Below are 19,831 nucleotides of genomic sequence, written 5' to 3' on the forward strand. Positions count from 1 at the left end.
ATCAGAACTTCGCCGTCGTGATGAGGTAGAACGCCCGTCCCGGCGCGACCGCGACGAACGGCACCGCGCTGCGATAGAGCGTGTCGTAGTAGAGCTTGTTGGTGAGGTTCTGGGCGTAGAACTTCATGGTCCAGTTCTTGTCGATCTTCTTCTCGACGAACGCATCGAAGCGCCAGTAGCTCGGCAGCTCGTTGCCGGTATTGGCCGCGAACGTGCCGCCATAGACCTTCGAGCGATAGACCGCCTGCCCGCCCAGCTCCCAGCCGTCGTCAAACTTGTATTTGGTCAGCATGCTGAACGACTGATGGGCCACGTTGGCAAGCTGCAGGCCGAGATTTGAGGCAACGCCGCTCTGCGTGACCTTCGATTGCATCAGCACCAGGCCGCCGAAGATGCTCCAGCGGTCGGTGATCTTGCCCTCGGCCTCGATGTCGATGCCTTGGATCCTGTAGGCAGCGCCCGAGGTCAGCAGGCCGCTGACGGTCTCGCGCGCATTGTCCTTCGTGGTCTGGAACAGCGCGGCGCTGACAAGCAGGTGGCGGTCCGCCAGCTCCCATTTGGTGCCGATTTCGGCAGCCTTGTTGCGTTCGGGCCCGAGCAAGATGGTCGAGTTGGCGGGAACACCGCCGTAGTCGGTGCCGGTCGCGTCGAGCTCCGAGCCGAACGGATTGGCCGAGGTCGCGTAGGCTGCATAGAGGCTGCCGATCGACATCGGCTTGTAGACCAGACCGACGTTGTAATTGACGAGATCGCTGCTTTGCTTGAGGTAGGCCGAGTTTGTCGACGAACTCTGGCTGTAGCCGTCGTAGCGCACGCCGCCATTGACGATGATGGTGTCCTGCCAGTTCGCGGTGTCCATGACGTAGACGCTGCTAGTGTTGACGCCGTAGCGCGTCGGATTTCCAACCAGCGACGGCGTGTTGCTGAAGGGAATGTTGGTGTACTGCGGCGAGTAGAGATTGACCCCCGTGACCGCCCCGTTGCTGGTCGAGCCGCCGCCGAACAGTTCGGACGAAAGGCCGGTGTACCGATCGATCGAGATGTTCTCGTTCGTATATTCCACGCCGAACACCGCGGTGTGCTTGACCCCGCCGGTGTCGAGCTTGAACGTGGCCTCGTTCTGGTTGGCCCACACGTCCACGTTCTGGTAGCGGCTCTGTGCGCTCGCTGTCGTGGTCCAGAGCAGCGGATTGGGGCTGGTCGTGTTCGGGTTCTGCGGCAGCGTGCCGATATAATTCAGCAGCGAGTGCTCGCCGCGCACCTTGCTGCTGAGTGTAATGGCCTCGTTGACCTTGTATTCGATCGTCCCGGTACCGAAATCCTGCCGCGCGGTCTGGAAGTCGCGGTTGAGGAAGCCGTACCAGGTGCCGCGCGGAATGCCGGCCGACGTCACCGGGACATTGCCCTGCTTGTAATAGGGCACGCCGAAATCCGGCAGGCCGCTGAGGTCTGTGTGGACGTAGTTCGTCGTGATCTTGATGTCGTTGGTCGGGGTGTACTTGGTCGAGATGAACGAGCCCCAGCGATCATCGGTCACGTAGTTGCGGCCGGCGACGTTGGCGTCCTGGAACAGGCCGCCAACACGCACCGAAAAAGTCGGGTCGATGACCTGGTTGACGTCGAGCGTGACGCGCTTGGTCCGGTCGGTGCCGAACTCGGTGTCCATCCGCTTGAAGTTGACGTCGCCGGCCTGCTTGGTGACGATGTTGATGGCGCCGCCGGCGGTGCCGCGGCCGGCGTAGGACGAGGCCGGGCCACGCAGAATCTCGATCTGCTCGGTGAAGAAGTTTTCGCGGATCGAGACCGCGGGATCGCGGATGCCGTCGATGAAGACGTCGTTGCGCGCATCGAAGCCGCGGATGAAGAAACGGTCGCCGAACGCGTTGCCGCCTTCCCCCGATCCCAGCGTCACGCCGGCGGTCGAGCGCCCGATCTCCTTCAGCGTCGTGGCGTTCTTGTCCTCGAGCACTTCCTTGCTGAGCACGGTGATGGTCTTCGGCGTGTTCAGCATCGGCTCGGGAAACTTTCCGGAGGCCTGGACATGGTCGACCTTGTAGGGCGCCGCCGGATCGGAATACGGATTGCGGTCGACGTCGCCGGCGGGGACGGTGGGAGCGGCCTGCTGCGCCGCCTGCTGACGCTGCGCGGCGCGACGAAGCGCATTGCGTGCGCGGACCTGATCCGGCGTCGGCTTCGAGGCCGTCGGGCGCGGACGCTGAACCGGCGCATCGACCGTGACCGGCGGCAGGTTCGACTGCTGCGCTTCCGCGCCGCTCGACACCGATGCTGCCGCGATCAGACCCGCAACAGCGGAGACCTTCTTGCCGGAAACGCTCGTGAACTTTTCATCGAATGCTGCGACCGAACGCAACGACTTCGGTGCGACCACCTGCCCCATTACCACACGCCCCATATTCCTGTTCGTCCATTCAATTCGATGAACGATTGGAGTGTTGGTATCGGCCGCAAAATAGCGGGTCAATGCGAGCAAGCCGCGAGAACCCCTTGAATAAGTCCAGATCAAAACGATTCTAAACTGCAGTTTGAAATCGTTCTAAAGCAGGATTGGATTCGTTCTAAAGAGATCGCGAAAAATGCCGCGAGATCACTATCGCGTTCGAATCGTCAGTCGCTGCTCGGTGGCTTCATCAGCGAGAACAATTCATCGACGGTTTTCTGCGCGACGGCGCGCACGCGATCGCTGTTGTCCATGCCGGCGATGTTGACGCCGCCAACCACGGCTTTGATCTCGTCGCGGAAGTCGGTGAGGAAGCGCAACGGATCACGCTGCTCGTTGGCGACGCGCGCGATCAGTCCCGTGATCAGAATCTGACACGCGATCAGCTTGCCGTTCAGTTCGTCCATGCCGCGCTCCCGTTGTAGCGCGCCGATATGGCCGATGCCGGATTTCCTGACAACCGAAACGGCCTCCGCACGATTTAGAACCGTTCTTGCGAACCGCCCCATCGCGGCTCCCGCGCGGCGCCGGCCTGTCCCGTGCACACCGCTTCCGGGCATTGCACAAGCTTTGCACGCCGGTCGTTCGTGGCGGGAAAATGCAGCACTGCACACCGTCGTGTCACGGAGCTGCCTAGACAGTGCAAAGCTTTCCAATTGTTTAGGATTCTCAACCGATAGTGCTGTTTACACTGGAACTTGGCGTGTATTATACAAGCCCGCTGGAACCCTATGATTGCCCCATAATTCGTAGCTCAGGGCATACGAGCCGACACGAGACGATATGAAAAAGTCCCGGCCGATCCTCTGGATTCTGATCATCGCGGCCGTGGCCTCCGCGGGTTACTATGGTTGGCGGAAATTCGGCTCGCCGGAGGCCGGGAAAACCCAGACCGCACAGAAGGGCCCGCCGCGCCCGTCCGCCGTGCCGGTGAGCGTTGCGCCGGTCCAGAAGATCGACTTTCCGGTCTACCTGACCGGTCTCGGCACGGTTCAGGGCTTCAACACGGTGCAGGTCCGCACCCGGGTGGATGGCCAGATCGACAAGATCGCCTTCACCGAAGGCCAGATCGCCAAGGAGGGCGAGCTTCTCGCCTCGATCGATCCCCGCCCCTATCAAGCCACGCTCGACCAGGCCAAGGCCAAGAAGGCGCAGGACGAGGCAAACCTGGCCAACGCCAATCTCGAACTCCAGCGCGCCATGAAGCTCGGCGAGTTCGCCACCGCGCAGCGGGTCGACACCCAGCGCTCGACGGTCGCCCAGCTCACCGCGCAGATCGCCGCCGACGATGCCGCCATCTCCAACGCGCAGACCCAGCTCGATTACACCCAGATCAAGGCGCCGATCACCGGCGTCGCCGGCTTGCGCCTGGTCGACGTCGGCAACATCGTCAACTCCTCGACGCAGACCGGCATCGTCACGATCTCGCAGGTCGAGCCGATCTCGGTGATCTTCACCGCGCCGGAGGATCAACTGCCCTACATCAGCGAAGGCCAGAAGGCCGGCGCGCTGAAGGTGATCGCGTTCACCACCGACGGCAAGAAGACGCTGGCCGAGGGCAAGCTCGCGGTCATCAACAACCAGGTCGACACCACGAGCGGGACTATCCGGCTCAAGGCGGTGTTCGACAACAAGGACCACGCGCTGTGGCCCGGTCAGTCGGTTTCGACGCGTCTTCTGGTCCGGACGTTGAGGGATGCCACCGTGGTTCCCGACGACGCTGTCCAGCATTCGACCAACGGCCTCTACGCCTACACTGTGAATCAGGACAACAAGGCCGAACTGCACAAGGTCAAGGTCAGCTATGCCATCGACGGTCGTTCGGTGGTTGAGGAAGGACTCAGCCCAGGGCAGCAAGTCATCACCGGCGGGCAGTTCAAGGTACAGCCCGGAAGCCTCGTCACCTCGGCGGTCGCAAGCTCGGATCCGGGTCAGAACAAGGTTCGACAGGAATGACAGGCGGCGGGATTTCGGCACCTTTCATCCGTTATCCCATCGGCACCTCGCTGCTGATGGCCGGCATTCTATTCGTCGGTCTCGTCGCCTACCCCCTGCTGCCAGTCGCGCCGCTGCCGCAGGTCGACTTCCCGACCATCCAGATCACCGCGAACCTGCCGGGCGGCAGCCCCGAGACCATGGCCTCCTCGGTGGCGCAGCCGCTGGAGCGCCAGTTCGCGCAGATTCCCGGCATCGCCCAGATGACGTCGACGAGTTATCTGGGAACGGCGTCGGTCACCATTCAGTTCGATCTCAATCGCAGCATCGACGGTGCCGCCAACGACGTGCAGGCCGCGATCAATGCGGCGTCGGGTCAATTGCCGAAGAATCTGCCCTCGCCTCCGACCTATCGCAAGGTGAACCCCGCGGATTCGCCGATCCTCATTCTGTCGGCCACCTCGGACATGCTGCCGCTGACCACCGTCAGCGACTCCGTCGATGCGCAGCTGGCGCAACAGATCAGCCAGATCTCCGGCGTCGCGCAGGTCATCATCGGCGGCCAGCAAAAGCCGGCCATCCGCATCCAGATCGATCCGGCCAAGCTCGTCGCCAAAGGGCTGTCGCTGGAGGACGTGCGCAGCCAGATCGCGATCACCACGGTCGACAGCCCGAAGGGCAACATCGACGGCGCGAAGCGCGCCTACACGATCTACGCCAACGATCAACTGACGCAATCCAAGGACTGGAACGACGTCATCATCGCGTACCGCAACGGCGGCCCGCTGCGTATCCGCGACATCGGTCAGGCCGTGACCGGGCCCGAGGACGCCAAGCAGGCCGCCTGGGCCAATGGCAAGCGCGGCGTGTTCCTCGTCGTATTCAAGCAGCCCGGCGCCAACGTCATCGAGACCGTCGACAAGATCAAGGCGGCCCTGCCTCGCCTGGTGGCGGCAATCCCGCCCTCGATCAAGATCGAGGTGATCAGCGACCGCACCCAGACCATCCGCGCCGCGGTCGAGGACGTCCAGTTCACGCTGCTGCTGACCATCTTCCTCGTGGTCATGGTCATCTTCATCTTCCTGCGCAGCTTCTGGGCGACCGTCATCCCCGCCATTACCGTGCCTCTGGCTCTTCTGGGCGCCTGCTCGCTGATGTGGGTGTTCGGCTATACGCTGGACAATCTCTCCCTGATGGCGCTGACGATCGCGGTCGGCTTCGTGGTCGACGACGCCATCGTCATGCTCGAAAACATCTCGCGCTACGTCGAAGAGGGCGAATCGCCGATGGCCGCCGCCTACAGGGGCGCGAAAGAGATCGGCTTCACCATCGTCTCGATCAGCATCTCGCTGGTCGCCGTGCTGATCCCGCTGCTCCTGATGGGCGGCATCATCGGGCGCCTGTTCCGGGAGTTCGCCGTCGTGCTGGCGATGACGATCTTCGTGTCGATGATCGTCTCGCTGACGCTCACCCCGATGATGGCGTCGCGCTTCCTGCGCGCTCATGGCGAGGTCAAGCACGGCCGCTTCTATCAGTGGAGCGAGAACGCCTTCGACGCGATGCTGCGCGGCTACGAACATGTTCTGGACATCGCGCTGAGCTGGCGGCGGACGACGCTCTTCATCTTCTTCGCGACCCTCGCCCTGTCGGTCTATCTCTTCGTCCTGATCCCCAAGGGCTTCTTCCCGCAGCAGGACAACGGCCTGATCACCGCGACGTCGGAAGCGTCGCAGGACATTTCCTTCGCGGCGATGAAGGAGCGGCAGGAAGCGGTTGCCAAAATCGTCCAGGCGGATCCGGGCGTTGCCACCATCGCCATGGCGATCGGCGGCAGCGGCAGGGCCGGCAACAACGGCAACCTGTTCATCACCTTGAAGCCGCGCAGCGAGCGTGATGCCACGGCCCAGCAGATCATCGCGCGCCTGCGTCCCCAGCTCGAGAAAGTGCCGGGCGTCCGCCTGTACATGCAGGCCGCGCAGGACGTCCGGCTCGGCGGCCGGCCGACGCGGACGCAATTCGAGTTCACGCTGCAGGATGCGAACCTCGCCGAGCTCAACGAATGGGCGCCCAAGATCCTTGCGAAGATGCAGACGCTGCCGGAATTGCGCGACGTCGCGACCGATCAGCAGACCCAGGGCACCACCGTCCAGCTCAAGATCAACCGCGATACTGCGTCCCGCTACGGCATCCAGCCCCAGCTGATCGACGATACGCTCTATGATGCATTCGGCCAGCGTCAGGTCACGCAGTATTTCACCCAGCTCAACACCTACAAGGTGATCCTGGAAATCCTGCCGGAAATGCAGGGCAGCCTGGAAAGCCTGAACAAGCTCTATCTGAAGTCGCCGTTGACGGGTGATCAGGTGCCGCTGTCGACGTTCGCGACCTGGACCACCGATCCGGTTCGCCCGCTCTCGATCAGCCATCAGGGTCAATTTCCAGCAACCACGATCAGCTTCAACCTGGCGCAGGGCATGGCGCTCGGCCAGGCTACCCAGGCGGTGCAGAAGGCGATGGCCGACCTCGGCGCGCCGCCCACGCTCAATTCAAGCTTCCAGGGTACCGCACAGGCGTTCCAGCAGTCACTCGGCACCGTGCCGCTGCTGATCCTCGCTGCACTGGTCGTGGTCTACCTGATCCTCGGCATCCTCTACGAGAGCTACATCCACCCGATCACGATTCTGTCGACCCTGCCCTCGGCCGGCGTCGGCGCATTGCTGATCCTGATGGCGGCCGGCTTCGACTTCAGCCTGATCGCGCTGATCGGCATCATCCTCTTGATCGGCATCGTGAAGAAGAACGGCATCATGATGGTGGACTTCGCCATCGCCGCGGAGCGCGACGAGCACAAGACGCCGGCGGAATCGATCCGCCAGGCCGCGGTGTTGCGCTTCCGTCCGATCATGATGACGACGATGGCCGCCCTGCTCGGCGGCGTGCCGCTAATGCTCGGCCACGGCACCGGCGCCGAGATCCGCCAGCCGCTCGGCTACGCCATGGTCGGCGGCCTGATCGTCAGCCAGGCGCTGACGCTGTTCACCACGCCGGTCGTCTATCTCTATCTCGACGAACTCAACAACTGGTTCTCGGGCTGGGGCCGCTCAGGTGACGGCGAAGGCGACGCGGCGGTCGAGCACGGCACCGTTAAGGAAGCTGCCGAGTAGCGGCTTGCACGGCGCTTCCGGCGACGCTACAGCGATGGCCAAGGTTCACGCCAACGCGGTTTCGCCATGCTCATGCAATCCAGACTTGCCGCCCTTGCCGCAGCCCTCCTGTTGTCGACGGGCGCCGCGTACGCCCAGCAGGGCGCCAAGAAGAACGCAGCTCCCGCCCCGGCGGCCCAGCCTGCGCCGGCTCCGACGCAAGCACAGGCTGACGGCGCTCCGGCGCAGCAGCCCGGCTGGGTCGTGCGCTGCACCAGCATCAGCCGCGACGCGCCGCTCGAATGCGCGATGGAGCAGAACGCGGTGTTGACCAAGACCGGCCAGACCATCGTCCTGATCAACATCCGCATCGCGCCCGACACCCGCACGCCGGTGGCGCTGCTGCAATTGCCGCTCGGCCTCAACCTTCCCATCGGCGCCAAGCTCCAGGTCGACGAAGGCAAGACGGTCGATCTCCAGATCCAGACCTGCGAGAACCGCGGCTGCTACGCCTCGACGCCGATCGCGGCGGACCTGCTGGGCGCTTTGAGGTCCGGCAAGCAGTTGAAGGTCTCCTTCCAGAACATGGCGAAGGAGACGATCGCGATCCCGATGCCGCTGAACGATTTTGCGGCCGCCTACGACAAGATCAAGTAAGGACCCGCTAGCAATCCGAAGTGCGATCCGGCGGCTGCCGCCGTTCCGGATCGCGTCTCGGCGTGCACTCACCCCGCCATCTCGCGTGCCCGCAGCAGCGTCGTGAAGCCGCCATAGATCATGCGCTTGCCGTCGAACGGCATGCCGTCCAATTTCAGCCGTGGGTCCGCCATCACCTTCTTGTTGACGGCGTCGCGAGTCTCGCGGTCGCGATAGACGATCCAGGAGAACACCACGACCTCATCCTCCTTCGCCATCACGGCCCGCGGAAACGAGGTCAGTTCGCCATAGGGAACGTCGTCGCCGATGCATTCGACGTAATCGAGCGCGCCGTGCTCCATCCAGATCGCGCAGGCCGGTTGCGCGAGCGCCTTGTAGGCCTCGATCTTGTCCTTCGGCACGGCCAGCACGAAACCATCGACATAGGGCATCACGGATCTCCTTGGGTTGTGTGTCCCAAGGACGATGGAGCGCGCGGCGATCCGACCCCGGCGACGCCATTTCAGATGAGGCAAACCGCCACGCGCGGCGGCGGGATCGGATGCAGGTCTCGAGTGCCAGAATTGGCTGCCGTTCTTAGATACTTATAGAACCATGTGCCGTGCGCCGGACCCAGCCTTTAGACGGATTTTGGAGAACGTCCGGGAGTTGATTGCCGCCTAGACGCAATAAGCGCATTGGATGCCCGACCCGCTGGAGCGAGAACCCATAAATGTGCCGGGGGCAGACCGCCCGCTACGTCCGCTCTGCTCCGGTAGCGACCAGATCCCGCACCGCATCGATATGACGCGATGGGCCAAAACCGGAAGTAGCAGCGAATGTGGATTGATGGTCCCCAATGCCTTCGCGACCTTAGGATTGATAGCGAGCACGAACTTGATCGGTTGCTCGATGGGAAGATCGCTCGGTCTGCCACCGGAGCCCGATGCAAAATTCGCTTGTCGGAATGTCGTTATTTCTTCCTAACCTTCGTCGGAGGCTTGGGCTGCCCCGGATAGACTGGAACCATTTTCAGACCGCCCATGACACAGAAGCCGTTCTTTTCAAGCTCGGCCAGTCGATCATCCTCAAGTCCCAACCGGGGCGGCGTTCCTTCGCCAACCTCGAAGGCCTTAAACGGCTTCCACATCAGTCCGGCTTCGACCGGCAGGTTCGCACCCGTCTTGTCATACGTCAGTCCGAAGATGTTCTTGTTGCCCTTCTTGAATGAATACACCCGCTTCGCCATTTGCCCTCCCGATGGGTTTCCTTATGTGATCTCCAGACTTAAATCGCCGTGATTGTAATCCAGATGCGAAGCCAAGCACACATCTCGTTTCGCGTGCTAAGTGAACATCCGCCGCCGAGGTAGCACACCACGGTGAACCTGCGGCACCGCGCGGGTCGCAACTCTCACGGGTGGCCACCCGGCTCCAGGTCAGACGCCGAATATGGTCGGACAGCGCTCCGCCACGCCTGCAGCGAGCAGTACTGCGCCGATCGAGGCACCATTATTTTCATCCGTGGGGCGTCGGCGATGGAGCAAGGCTAGCCGTCATTATCCGGAGTTTGCGACGGAACCAGCCCGGCCACTGCTTCTTTGATGTCTTCCACTAAATTGACCCGTGCATCGATTGCTCTGGTTTTGCTTTCGATGACTTTCTGACGGTACTCCTGCCGTCGCTTCTTTCTATCCTGCTCTAGTTCTGAAAGGGCTTCCTTGAATGATAGTCCCAAAAACCCGCCCGCGAAGAGGAGTTTAACTTCCGGGTCTGGATGCGCTCGAAATGGGGGAATGGACCGGTCGCCGAGGGCTTCGTTCAGCTTCCTTAGATTGAGGCCAAAAAGATAAATCTGTTCTTCGTTCTCAGGAAGAACGTTCGCGAAATTCGAAAGGGTGTTTTCGATCTTCTCAGATAACGTTCTCAGGTCCTCATCACCTGCGACTCGAAGACCCGAAACGAGGCGCTCACGATCACTTTTCCGCAACTCTAAAAGGTTGAGCCGACCAATATCTAACTTCATCGCTATCGGACTCCGATGTAATCTGTGTCCACTGACACACGATGCCTGCGGAATAGCGCTGCGGCATTCTCCAAATGGGTCGTCGTGCGGGTTTTGTGCGTTCCATACCTTCCCGACTTGTTGTCTAGTATCCAGGTCAAACTCCCGTTGGAGACTTCGTCCAAATAAAGCTCGCCTCCGATCCTGGCGCCCACTCCACCAACTAAAAGAGGATGTCCTAGCGGCTTTACGTTATTGTTAAGAGGAATACCTCTCATTCGCGGTCTGCGCGCTGTCCCATGTAAGTCAACCACCTCTTCAAGCGCAAACATGATGTCACCGCGCTCATCCACTACCCAGATAAATGTGATCGCCCTGAATATGGATTGTCCGATTGACATATTTTGGGCTAGCACGAGAATTTGGGTAAGTTGCTGGGCCGAGTCTTGATTAAGTTCATAATTTTTCAGTGTTTCTCTAAGCTCCCACGTTTTTAGCCCGCTTTGAGGCGGGATTACTGGGCCAAATAAGTCATCCAGTTCATCGCTCATAAGCCGTCAATTCTTGATCGCACAGCACGGATATCGCTCACAAAAGAGCTATCACTATCGCAGGTAGAGCGCCAACGAAAGTGCCTAGATTGAGCGCGGGCTGCGCCGTCGTCCCCCCAGCGGGGCAATGTAATGTTGCCGCGGTGTTGACGCCTACTTTGGAAAAGTACCGGCGCGTCTGCCAAGCCCAATAAAGAGGTGGGCCATGACCGAAATCATCGCCAAGGAGCTCGCAGTCTGTTTAGTGAACAGTTGACGCGGGCCGAATCGCGTGTTAACCGTTGACTAAACAGAAGATGGGAGATGCTGGCATGTCAGGGGAGAAGTTTGGAGCATTCGTGCGCCGACATCGGGAGGCGAAGGAAATCGGCTTGCGGGAGATGGCGAAGATGATCGGTGTGAGTCCCACATACCTTTCCAAGGTTGAGCGCGATGAATTCGCTGCGCCAGCGGAGGACAAAGTGAAGGCGATTGCCAAGGTTATTGGCTGCGATGCCGACGACCTCCTGGCGCGTGCGGGGCGTGTGGCCACCGATATCTCGGACATCATCAAGCGCCAGCCTGTCGAACTGGCGGCGCTCCTGCGGACAACCAAGGGCCTGACGGCCGACGACATCACCCGGCTTGCCCGGCAGGCACAGAAGGCAAAAGACTGATTGCGGTGAACCACGGCTTCGATGATGCAGATGAAAGGATGACGACCTGATGCCGAAGAAGGTGCCCTACCTTGACGAGCAGCGGATCGAGCGCGACGCTGCGGCGCTCCTGGCCGAATTCCAGCAAGCTCGTGGCGTCGTCATCACACGTCAGGTCCCGATCGAGGACATCGTCGAGAAGCATCTGAAGCTTGGCATCGAATTCGACGACATGCACCGGCTGCTCAACCATCCGCGCCTCGGTCCCGGTCGCGATCCCGACATCCTTGGTGCGATGTTTTTCGATGAGCGCCGCATCGTCATCGACGAGAGCCTCGACCCCGAGGAGAACCCGTCGATGGAAGGCCGCTATCGCTTCACGCTGGCACACGAGGGCGGCGGGCATTGGCGGCTGCACCGTCACCTATTTGTCCGGGACCCGGAGCAGGTTTCCTTCTTCAACGAACCGGCCACACCCTCGATCGTTTGCCGTTCGAGCCAGGCCAAAGCACCCATCGAGTGGCAAGCGGATTTCTATGCGTCGTGTCTGTTGATGCCGCGCAAGTTCGTCATGGCCGCATGGGACGAGATGTTTCCGGATCGCAAGCCGCGCGTCCTGCAACCGCGAACCCCCATCAACCATCCCTTCGTCGAGGTCCCTCGCTTCGACTGCCAGATCGGGGATCACGACTGCTCCGAGACTGACGACAATGTGCTGTACCGCATCGCCCGCCCGCTGGCCGAGCAGTTCCTCGTCTCTCCGATCGCCATGCGCATCCGGCTCGAAAAACTTGGGCTGCTTCACCGCACGGTCCCTCTTCAGCGGCTTCTTTCCGACGGTTCGTGAATCCCTTTTTTGAGGAGATTGTAAAGTGTCAACTGAACAAGCGATCCAAGAGGAGCCGAAGCGGTCAGACGCAGCGTTCGAGACGCGCGATTTCTATCTCGCCTGTTTCTTGCGCTGCGCTGGCTACGAGCTTGTGAACCTCCGCGACGATGGAAGGCGAAAGGTGTTCGTCTTTCGGGATCGCGCCACCCGGCGCGCCGATGTAATGGCGTTCTACGGCGACGCGACCAGCGTTCGGCCCCTGGCCTTCGCCGCCACGATCAAGGACATGAAGGGATTGTTGCACAATGGCTGAACCACGAAACACCCCGCCCCTCCAGCATGCCTGGAGTGGCAGCCAGGTCCGCGAAGCCCTGGATCGGCTCGAAGGGCTCGTCGTCGATGGCCTGAAGCACGGCTTCTTCGACTACTCGATCGCGTGCGAGGTCGGCAACGGCGGCAAACGCCAACTCGTGATCCGGGCAGGCAAGAGCCACAAGTTCACGATTCCTGAAAATGAAGTGCCACGCTAAGCGGCTTTTGACCGGCGATCCCTGAGACGGGGGCGCCTGAAGATGCAAATCAATTTGGGTCGAGCGTCATCGGTGGGATTCCGAGACCGGAGGCCAGGAGCACGGAGCGGCAGAACCGCCCGTGAGGTCTTCGATGAAACGTCTCGACGCTGCAAACGACAATGACGCGAAGCAGATCGCCCGCACCAGGCAAATCTGGCAACCGCGCCTCGGGCGCGACCTCACCGACGACGACGCCCACCAGATCATGCACAACGTTACCGGTTTCTTCGGTTTGCTTGCCGAATGGTCGCGAGCCGAAAGGCCTGTCGCCGCCAATGACGCCGCTGCGCCCGCCAAGCCGAAAGACGGCGAGGTGCGCCATGACCGCTGAAAACATCGCCAGGACGCTCGGTGGGCACCGCGCGGGCGCAACATGGATGGCCCGCTGCCCGGTGCATGACGATCGCGAGCCGAGCCTTTCGATCAGTACGGGCAAGGACGGTAAGGTGCTCGTGCGCTGCCATGCCGGCTGCGAGCAGCGCGACGTGATCGCCGCCCTTGTTGATCGCGGTCTATGGGATGCAAAGAGCAACGTTGCTGGCCGCTTTGCCCACAAACGCCGGACTCGCACTGCCGCTGAACCCGATCCTCATGCGAAGGCGCGCACGGAGGCGGCGCTTGCGATTTGGCAGGCGTCGCGAGGGGTCGAGGGAACACGCGTTGAAGCCTATCTGCGCTCGCGCGGGCTCAACCTTCCTGCTTGTCCGGCCCTGCGCTTCCACGCCGGCTTGCGACACCCCTCGGGCGGCGTCTGGCCCGCGATGGTGGCGCTGGTGACGCTCGGGGGCACCGGATCGTCAATCGCCGTTCACCGCACTTTTCTCGCCCGTGACGGCGGCGGCAAAGCACCGGTCAATCCGGCGAAGATGATGCTCGGGCCCTGTCGCGGCAGCGTCGTGCGTCTGGGCGCGCCCGGCGGCGTACTGATGGTCGGCGAAGGGATCGAGACCTGCCTAGCGGCCATGCAGGCGACGGGAAACGCGGCCTGGGCGGCGCTTTCCACCTCTGGCCTTCGGTCGCTCGATCTGCCGCGCGACATTCGCGACGTGATCGTGCTCGCCGACGGCGACGATCCAGGTGAGGCAGCAGCGCAGGACTGCGCCCGGCGCTGGAGGCGCGAAGGGCGGCGCGTTCGGATTGCCCGACCACCGCAGGGCATGGATTTCAACGATCTGCTCACCGTTCGTGCTCCTTCCATCGAGGAGACCGCGCGATGAGCCTGGATCAGAATGTCGAACCGAAAAACCTGATCGCGGACGCCATCGACGCCGCCAAGGACATGCCCGATCCGCTTGCTGGATTAGCCGAGAAGACTGCAGCCGATCCCGGCGCGCCCTTCATGTCCGAGGCACTGGAAGCGCTCGCCGCGCTCAAGAAGGACCATCGCGCCACCTTCGAGGCATTGCGCTCGCAACTCAAGAAAGCCGGTTGCCGGGTGACGGCGCTCGACGATGCCATCGCCGAAGAAAATGGCGATGCGGGCGGACGCGGGCCGACGCAGGCCGATATCCTGATTGACCTCGCGCAAACTGCCGAGCTGTTCCACACCCCGGACGGCGCCGGCTTCGCCGACCTCGATATCAACGGCCACCGCGAAACCTGGCCGATCCGGGCCAAGGGGTTTCGCCGCTGGCTCGCCCGCCGCTTCTTCGAGGAGACAGGCGGCGCGCCGAGTTCGGAGGCGCTGCAATCGGCGCTGAATGTGATCGAGGCCAAAGCGCATTTCGATGCGCCGGAACGGCAGGTCCATATCCGCGTCGGGGGGCTCGACGGCCGGCTCTATCTCGACCTCGGCGATGAAGCATGGCGGGCGGTGGAGATCGACGCCGACGGCTGGCGGGTGATCGACAAGCCGCCCGTCCGATTCCGCCGCGCTTCCGGCATGAAGCCGATGCCGATCCCGGTGCGCGGCGGGTCGGTCGCAATTCTGCGATCCTTTCTCAACGTGCAGACGGACGCCGACTTCGTGCTGGTGGTGGCCTGGGCGCTTGCCGTTTTGCGCAATCGCGGCCCTTATCCAGTGATCGTGTTATCTGGCGAGCAGGGATCGGCGAAATCCACCTTCTCGTCGGTCCTGCGGTCATTACTCGATCCGAACACCGCGCCTTTGCGGGCCTTACCGCGCGAGGATCGCGATCTGTTCATTGCCGCCAGTAACGGCCATGTGCTTGCCTTCGACAATGTGTCGGGCCTGCCCGCCTGGATATCGGACACGCTTTGCCGCCTCGCCACGGGCGGTGGGTTCTCGGTGCGCCAGCTCTATTCCGATCAGGATGAGGTACTGTTCGATGCCGCCCGACCCGTGATCCTGAACGGGATCGAGGATATTGTTACACGGCCCGATCTGGCCGATCGCGCGGTGTTCCTGACGCTTGAGCCGATCCCCGAGGACCGGCGCCGCCCAGAACAGGAGTTGTGGGCTGCGTTCGAAACCGAGCGGCCGCGCATCCTCGGCGTGCTGCTCGACGCGGTGGCGAAGGGCCTGGCGGAGTTGCCGCGCACCAAACTCGACAAACTGCCGCGCATGGCGGATTTCGCGCTGTGGGCGACGGCCTGCGAAACCGCGCTCTGGCCTCAGGGCACCTTCTGGTCGGCCTATTGCGGCAACCGTGACGACGCGGTGGAAGGGGTGATCGACGCCGATCCGATCGCCGCCGCCGTGCGCGCCGTCATCACCACGCGGACGGAGTGGACGGGAACTGCCTCGGAGCTTCTGGGCGCCCTTACCGAAATGGTGGGCGAGCGGGCCGCCAAATCGAAGACTTGGCCGGATAGCCCTCGGGCACTTGCGGGCCGGTTACGCCGGGCGGCGACCTTCCTGCGCAAGATCGGCATCGACATCGGCTTCGAGCGGGAAGGGAGGGCGCGGACACGGATGATTCGGATCACCACGACCGGCAAATCGGCTTCGCCAGAAACCGAAGGGCCTCAACCGTCCGCATCGTCCATACCGCCCGCCGATCAGCCGAAGTCCAATTCCGGCAACGGCTTCGCATTGCCGGGCTTGCGGACGGTCAGCAGCCTCGCGGACGGTCCAACGGGTGGGAATGGCTCACTCGCCCGCATCAACCCGCTGAAATCCCACACTGAGGCCGGTGCGGACGGTGCGGACGCAAGGCACCCCCGTCAATCCACTCCAGAAAATATGGGCTGGAGGGCGAGGCTATGAGCGCTTTTCAAACCTTGAAGGCGGCGCGCGATGCTGGGATTCGGATCGTCGTCGACGGCGACGCCATCGCGCTGGACGCCGACGCCGCACCACCTGCGGCTGTCCTGAATCTGCTTTCGCGTCACAAGGCGGGTGTGGTTGCGCTGCTGCGCACGGGCAGCGACGGCTGGTCGGGCGAGGACTGGTGGTGCTTGTTCGACGAACGGGCGGGTATCGCCGAGTTCGACGGCGGGCTGCCGCGCACGTCCGCCGAGGCCCGCGCCTTCGCCTGCTGCGTCGTCGAGTGGCTCAACCGCAATCCGGTTCGATCGCCGCCCGGCCGCTGCCGCGGCTGCGGTGCAGGCGAGCAAGCCCACGACAAGCTGTTGCCATTCGGCACCGAACAGACCGGCCATACCTGGCTGCATTCGCGCTGCTGGCCCGCCTGGCGGGCAAGCCGGGAGGCCGAGGCGGTCGCCGTTCTTTCAGCCTTTGGAATCTGTATGAGGACATCGTCATGAGCGCCAAGAAACCCGCTGCCAACGCGTCGAAAACCGTGGTCGCCGACGATCCTGACGATCGCCAGGGCCGACTCAAAAACGTCGGCGGTTCACACTCGGATCGCTGGAACAACGTCCTCGCCAATCAGGCGATGCAGGCGCTCTGGGTGAAGAACTCAAGCCCGGATGAACGCGACAAGCAGTTGAGCGCCACCGTTGCAGCGCTCGCCGGGATCGGGCCGAAGGACGAGTTGGAAGGGATGATGGCGGCGCAGTTAATAGCCGCCCACAACGCCGCGATGGAATGTTACCGGCGCGCCATGATCGGCGAACAGACCTTCGAGGGACGCCGCGAAAACCTCGCCCAAGCCAATAAGCTGTCGCGCACCTACGCGGCGTTGCTCGAAGCCCTCAACCGCCATCGCGGCAAAGGCCAGCAAAAGGTGACGGTTGAGCACGTCCACGTTCATGCCGGCGGCCAGGCCGTGGTCGGCATGGTCGCTTCATCGCCCGGTCTACCGGGGGGTGGGGATCGCAGCAATTTGGAGGAACAACCCCATGCAAAGCAGATTGCCCATGCACCTAAGCCCACGCTGCCGGGCCCGGACGCGGGCCGGGAGGCCCTGCCAGTCGCCCGGGATGCCAAACGGCCGCTGCCGGATGCATGGCGGCAAGGCGCCGGGCCCACCCAAGGGTAATAGCCACGCCTACAAGCATGGTCGCTACGGCGCCCAGGCCGTCGCGGAGCGGCGGGCGTTCGCGGCCTTGCTGAGTGACATAAGGGGTCTTGTCGAACAGGTCGATGACGGCGAATGAGGGACGACCCCGCCTTGCCAAGGGCGGGGGGCGGTTAGCTTCTTTCTGGGCTTTGGCCTATCTTTCCGGGTGAGTATCCCCGGTACGCAGGGGTGCGCACATGACTTGTTCGCGGCTATAGTCGGGCGATTGTATCGAACCAAGGATTCGCGCGGGGGCATGGACAAGAGAATCCTGAGTGAACGCGACATTTGCACCAAATTTATCACGCCGGCCCTGCGTCAAGCCGGGTGGGACGAAATGCTGCAAATCCGCGAAGAAGTGAGCTTCACCAAGGGGCGGATCATCGTTCGCGGCAAGCTGGTGACTCGCGGTAAGGCAAAGCGGGCCGATTACATCCTCTATTTCAAGCCGAACATCCCGCTAGCGCTGATCGAGGCGAAGGACAATAGCCACAGCGTCGGTGACGGTATCCAACAGGGCCTCGACTACGCCGAGAGTCTCGACATTCCCTTCGTGTTCTCCTCGAATGGCGACGGATTCGTGTTCCACGACCGCACCGGCCGGAGCGTTCCGATCGAAGCCAACCTGGGTCTCGAAGCCTTCCCGACGCCGGCCGACCTATGGGCGCGCTATCGCGCCTGGAAGGGCCTTGACGACGAGGCCGAGCAGATCGTGTTGCAGGATTATTACGACGACGGGACCGGCGAAGCCAAACGCTATTACCAAGTCACCGCAATCAATCGCGCCATCGAAGCTATAGCGAAAGGCGCAAACCGCGTTCTGCTTGTTATGGCCACGGGAAGTGGGAAGACCAGAACCGCCTTTCAAATCATCTGGCGGTTGTGGAAGGCAGGCCGCAAGAAGCGCATCCTGTTCCTTGCTGACCGCAACGTGCTAATCGACCAGACTATGGTGAACGATTTCCGCCCGTTCGGCCCGGCTATGGCGAAGCTTTCAACCAACGCCAAGACCATCGAGAAGCAGGACGGCACCAAGGAAGACCTGACGCTGGCGCTCGACAAGAAACGGCGGATCGACACCGCCTTCGAGGTCTATCTCGGGCTCTATCAGGCGATCACCGGACCGGAAGAGCGCCAGAAGCTCTATCGCGAGTTCTCGCCCGGCTTCTTCGACCTGATCGTGATCGACGAATGCCACCGTGGCAGTGCGGCCGAGGATTCTGCCTGGCGCGAAATTCTCGACCATTTCTCGGGCGCCACACAGATCGGCCTCACCGCTACTCCGAAGGAAACCGAATATGTCTCCAACACCGACTATTTCGGTGCACCGGTCTTCACTTACTCGCTGAAGCAGGGGATCAGCGACGGCTTCCTCGCGCCCTACAAGGTCATCAAGGTTCACATCGACCGCGACGTAGAGGGCTACCGTCCCGAACTCGGCCAGCTCGACCGCGACGGCAATGAGGTCGAGGACCGCATCTACAACGCCAAGGATTTCGACCGGCACATCGTGCTCGACGACCGCACGGTGCTCACCGCGAAAAAGATCACCGAGTTCCTCAAGGAAAGCGGTGACCGCTACCAGAAGACCATCGTATTTTGTGTCGATGAGGAGCATGCGGCGCGGATGAGGCAGGCGCTCGTCAACGAGAACGCCGATCTGGTCGCCGAAAACCCGCGCTATGTCATGCGGATCACCGGCAGCGACAAGGAAGGCCAAGATCAGCTCGGCAACTTCATCGACCCGGAATCGAAATATCCCGTGCTGGTCACGACCTCACGGCTATTGTCGACCGGCGTCGATGCGCAAACCTGCCGGCTGATCGTGCTCGACCGGCCAGTGGGCTCAATGACTGAGTTCAAGCAGATCGTCGGGCGCGGCACCCGCGTCCACGAGGACACCAAGAAGTTCTATTTTACGCTAATCGACTTTCGCGGCGCGACCGTCCATTTCGCCGACCCGGATTTCGACGGAGATCCGGTGCAGATTTACGAGCCCGACGAAGGCGATCCGATCACGCCGCCCGACAATGCGCCGCCCGCGGCCGAAGGCGACGATGCAATCCCTCCGAGGCCGGGCGAGGACGAGACCATCGTTGATCAGCCGGGACTGCCATTGCCGCCCGGTGACCCGATCCGCAAGATTTACGTCGATGGTATCGGCGCCCGCATCCTCGCCGAGCGCGTCGAATATCTCGACGAAAATGGCAAGCTTGTCACGGAAAGCCTGCGCGATTTCACCAGGACGGCGCTTAAGAAGCGTTTCGCAAGCCTCGATGATTTCCTTAGACGCTGGAAAGAGGCCGAGCGCAAGCAGGCCATCATCGAGGAATTGGAAGCCGAGGGCCTGGCGCTCGATGCCATCGCGGACGAACTTGGCAAGAACCTCGATCCCTTCGATCTGATCTGCCACGTCGCCTTCGACAAGAAGCCCCTGACGCGGCGTGAGCGGGCCGAAAACGTTCGGAAGCGCGATGTTTTCACTAAGTATGGACCACAGGCCCGCGCCGTGCTCGACGCGTTACTCGAAAAATACCGCGACGAGGGCGTGCTTAATCTCGATGACGCCAACGTGTTAAAGATCACCCCCTTCACTGCGATGGGCAGCGTCGTTCAACTGATTAAGGCGTTTGGCGGCAAGGAGGGCTTCGAAAAGGCCGTCCATGAAATGCAGGACGCGCTCTACCAGGAAACAGCATAG

Annotated in this window: 19 protein-coding genes and 1 pseudogene; 14 read left to right on the forward strand and 6 right to left on the reverse strand. The window is 62.2% G+C overall.

What is annotated here, in order from left to right:
* Position 1: 1 nt before the first annotated feature.
* Both NR187_RS14085 and NR187_RS14090 read right to left on the reverse strand, forming a co-directional pair.
* Entirely contained in the window at positions 2–2,398 is a 2,397-nt protein-coding gene (locus NR187_RS14085) for a TonB-dependent siderophore receptor (RefSeq protein ID WP_211383560.1), read from the reverse strand.
* A 227-nt stretch (positions 2,399–2,625) separates the two neighbouring features.
* Positions 2,626–2,865, reverse strand: a complete 240-nt coding sequence (locus tag NR187_RS14090; RefSeq protein ID WP_063983861.1) for a hypothetical protein — start codon at positions 2,863–2,865, stop codon at positions 2,626–2,628.
* Positions 2,866–3,241: 376 nt separating this feature from the next.
* On the opposite strand from NR187_RS14090, the gene NR187_RS14095 reads away from it, so the two are divergent.
* The 3 genes from NR187_RS14095 (at position 3,242) to NR187_RS14105 (ending at position 8,193) form a co-directional block, all read left to right on the forward strand.
* Positions 3,242–4,414, forward strand: coding sequence for an efflux RND transporter periplasmic adaptor subunit (locus NR187_RS14095; protein WP_211383418.1), 1,173 nt, complete (start codon positions 3,242–3,244; stop codon positions 4,412–4,414).
* Entirely contained in the window at positions 4,411–7,557 is a 3,147-nt protein-coding gene (locus NR187_RS14100) for a multidrug efflux RND transporter permease subunit (protein ID WP_211383417.1), read from the forward strand. Before NR187_RS14095 ends, NR187_RS14100 begins: the two co-directional genes overlap by 4 nt.
* 66 nt (positions 7,558–7,623) lie before the next feature.
* The gene (locus tag NR187_RS14105; protein WP_211383416.1) at positions 7,624–8,193 is read left to right on the forward strand and encodes an invasion associated locus B family protein; all 570 of its coding nucleotides are present in this window, start codon (positions 7,624–7,626) and stop codon (positions 8,191–8,193) included.
* A 68-nt stretch (positions 8,194–8,261) separates the two neighbouring features.
* Here the strand turns inward: NR187_RS14105 and NR187_RS14110 are convergent, their stop codons facing one another.
* The 4 genes from NR187_RS14110 to NR187_RS14125 form a co-directional block, all read right to left on the reverse strand.
* Positions 8,262–8,624 (reverse strand): DUF1428 domain-containing protein, encoded by a 363-nt coding sequence (locus tag NR187_RS14110; protein WP_256806786.1) that lies wholly within the window; start codon positions 8,622–8,624, stop codon positions 8,262–8,264.
* 521 nt (positions 8,625–9,145) lie between these two features.
* Positions 9,146–9,421, reverse strand: a complete 276-nt coding sequence (locus tag NR187_RS14115; RefSeq protein ID WP_256806788.1) for a hypothetical protein — start codon at positions 9,419–9,421, stop codon at positions 9,146–9,148.
* A gap of 299 nt (positions 9,422–9,720) precedes the next feature.
* Positions 9,721–10,197, reverse strand: coding sequence for a hypothetical protein (locus NR187_RS14120; protein WP_256806789.1), 477 nt, complete (start codon positions 10,195–10,197; stop codon positions 9,721–9,723).
* 2 nt (positions 10,198–10,199) lie between these two features.
* Complete coding sequence (locus NR187_RS14125; RefSeq protein WP_256806790.1) at positions 10,200–10,727, reverse strand: hypothetical protein; 528 nt, start codon at positions 10,725–10,727, stop codon at positions 10,200–10,202.
* Positions 10,728–11,038: 311 nt separating this feature from the next.
* Here NR187_RS14125 and NR187_RS14130 point away from each other — a divergent pair, with 311 nt between their 5' ends.
* From NR187_RS14130 to hsdR, 11 genes and pseudogenes are all read left to right on the forward strand, one after another.
* Complete coding sequence (locus tag NR187_RS14130; RefSeq protein WP_256806791.1) at positions 11,039–11,383, forward strand: helix-turn-helix domain-containing protein; 345 nt, start codon at positions 11,039–11,041, stop codon at positions 11,381–11,383.
* Positions 11,384–11,432: 49 nt separating this feature from the next.
* Complete coding sequence (locus tag NR187_RS14135) at positions 11,433–12,209, forward strand: ImmA/IrrE family metallo-endopeptidase (RefSeq protein WP_256806792.1); 777 nt, start codon at positions 11,433–11,435, stop codon at positions 12,207–12,209.
* Positions 12,210–12,234: 25 nt separating this feature from the next.
* Positions 12,235–12,504 carry a DUF5659 domain-containing protein gene (locus NR187_RS14140; protein ID WP_256806794.1) on the forward strand — a complete coding sequence of 90 codons (270 nt, stop codon included), beginning with the start codon at positions 12,235–12,237 and terminating at the stop codon, positions 12,502–12,504.
* The gene (locus tag NR187_RS14145) at positions 12,497–12,721 is read left to right on the forward strand and encodes a hypothetical protein (RefSeq protein ID WP_256806796.1); all 225 of its coding nucleotides are present in this window, start codon (positions 12,497–12,499) and stop codon (positions 12,719–12,721) included. Before NR187_RS14140 ends, NR187_RS14145 begins: the two co-directional genes overlap by 8 nt.
* Positions 12,722–12,854: 133 nt before the next feature.
* Positions 12,855–13,094, forward strand: coding sequence for a hypothetical protein (locus NR187_RS14150; RefSeq protein WP_256806798.1), 240 nt, complete (start codon positions 12,855–12,857; stop codon positions 13,092–13,094).
* A complete protein-coding gene (locus tag NR187_RS14155; RefSeq protein ID WP_256806800.1) occupies positions 13,084–13,980 on the forward strand; it encodes a toprim domain-containing protein in 897 nt (298 codons plus the stop codon). The genes NR187_RS14150 and NR187_RS14155 overlap by 11 nt, the downstream gene beginning before the upstream one ends.
* Positions 13,977–15,932 carry a hypothetical protein gene (locus NR187_RS14160; protein WP_256806801.1) on the forward strand — a complete coding sequence of 652 codons (1,956 nt, stop codon included), beginning with the start codon at positions 13,977–13,979 and terminating at the stop codon, positions 15,930–15,932. The genes NR187_RS14155 and NR187_RS14160 overlap by 4 nt, the downstream gene beginning before the upstream one ends.
* Positions 15,929–16,432, forward strand: a complete 504-nt coding sequence (locus NR187_RS14165) for a hypothetical protein (RefSeq protein WP_256806802.1) — start codon at positions 15,929–15,931, stop codon at positions 16,430–16,432. Before NR187_RS14160 ends, NR187_RS14165 begins: the two co-directional genes overlap by 4 nt.
* Entirely contained in the window at positions 16,429–17,109 is a 681-nt protein-coding gene (locus tag NR187_RS14170) for a hypothetical protein (RefSeq protein ID WP_256806803.1), read from the forward strand. The genes NR187_RS14165 and NR187_RS14170 overlap by 4 nt, the downstream gene beginning before the upstream one ends.
* Positions 17,048–17,227 (forward strand): annotated as a pseudogene (locus NR187_RS34895) (hypothetical protein); the annotation flags it as partial. The gene NR187_RS14170 and the pseudogene NR187_RS34895, both read left to right, overlap by 62 nt.
* A 159-nt stretch (positions 17,228–17,386) precedes the next feature.
* Positions 17,387–19,831, forward strand: coding sequence for an EcoAI/FtnUII family type I restriction enzme subunit R (gene hsdR / locus NR187_RS14175; protein ID WP_372703097.1), 2,445 nt, complete (start codon positions 17,387–17,389; stop codon positions 19,829–19,831).

Source organism: Bradyrhizobium sp. Bra64, from assembly GCF_024519875.1.
Taxonomy (GTDB): Bacteria; Pseudomonadota; Alphaproteobacteria; order Rhizobiales; family Xanthobacteraceae; genus Bradyrhizobium; species Bradyrhizobium japonicum_G.

Bases quoted from the DNA above. Each gene is read 5' to 3' on its own strand.
- NR187_RS14085 (WP_211383560.1), bottom strand. From the start codon at position 2,398: ATGGGGCAGGTGGTCGCACCGAAGTCGTTGCGTTCGGTCGCAGCATTC.
- NR187_RS14090 (WP_063983861.1), bottom strand. From the start codon at position 2,865: ATGGACGAACTGAACGGCAAGCTGATCGCGTGTCAGATTCTGATCACG.
- NR187_RS14095 (WP_211383418.1), top strand. From the start codon at position 3,242: ATGAAAAAGTCCCGGCCGATCCTCTGGATTCTGATCATCGCGGCCGTG.
- NR187_RS14100 (WP_211383417.1), top strand. From the start codon at position 4,411: ATGACAGGCGGCGGGATTTCGGCACCTTTCATCCGTTATCCCATCGGC.
- NR187_RS14105 (WP_211383416.1), top strand. From the start codon at position 7,624: ATGCTCATGCAATCCAGACTTGCCGCCCTTGCCGCAGCCCTCCTGTTG.
- NR187_RS14110 (WP_256806786.1), bottom strand. From the start codon at position 8,624: ATGCCCTATGTCGATGGTTTCGTGCTGGCCGTGCCGAAGGACAAGATC.
- NR187_RS14115 (WP_256806788.1), bottom strand. From the start codon at position 9,421: ATGGCGAAGCGGGTGTATTCATTCAAGAAGGGCAACAAGAACATCTTC.
- NR187_RS14120 (WP_256806789.1), bottom strand. From the start codon at position 10,197: ATGAAGTTAGATATTGGTCGGCTCAACCTTTTAGAGTTGCGGAAAAGT.
- NR187_RS14125 (WP_256806790.1), bottom strand. From the start codon at position 10,727: ATGAGCGATGAACTGGATGACTTATTTGGCCCAGTAATCCCGCCTCAA.
- NR187_RS14130 (WP_256806791.1), top strand. From the start codon at position 11,039: ATGTCAGGGGAGAAGTTTGGAGCATTCGTGCGCCGACATCGGGAGGCG.
- NR187_RS14135 (WP_256806792.1), top strand. From the start codon at position 11,433: ATGCCGAAGAAGGTGCCCTACCTTGACGAGCAGCGGATCGAGCGCGAC.
- NR187_RS14145 (WP_256806796.1), top strand. From the start codon at position 12,497: ATGGCTGAACCACGAAACACCCCGCCCCTCCAGCATGCCTGGAGTGGC.
- NR187_RS14150 (WP_256806798.1), top strand. From the start codon at position 12,855: ATGAAACGTCTCGACGCTGCAAACGACAATGACGCGAAGCAGATCGCC.
- NR187_RS14155 (WP_256806800.1), top strand. From the start codon at position 13,084: ATGACCGCTGAAAACATCGCCAGGACGCTCGGTGGGCACCGCGCGGGC.
- NR187_RS14160 (WP_256806801.1), top strand. From the start codon at position 13,977: ATGAGCCTGGATCAGAATGTCGAACCGAAAAACCTGATCGCGGACGCC.
- NR187_RS14165 (WP_256806802.1), top strand. From the start codon at position 15,929: ATGAGCGCTTTTCAAACCTTGAAGGCGGCGCGCGATGCTGGGATTCGG.
- NR187_RS14170 (WP_256806803.1), top strand. From the start codon at position 16,429: ATGAGCGCCAAGAAACCCGCTGCCAACGCGTCGAAAACCGTGGTCGCC.
- hsdR (WP_372703097.1), top strand. From the start codon at position 17,387: ATGGACAAGAGAATCCTGAGTGAACGCGACATTTGCACCAAATTTATC.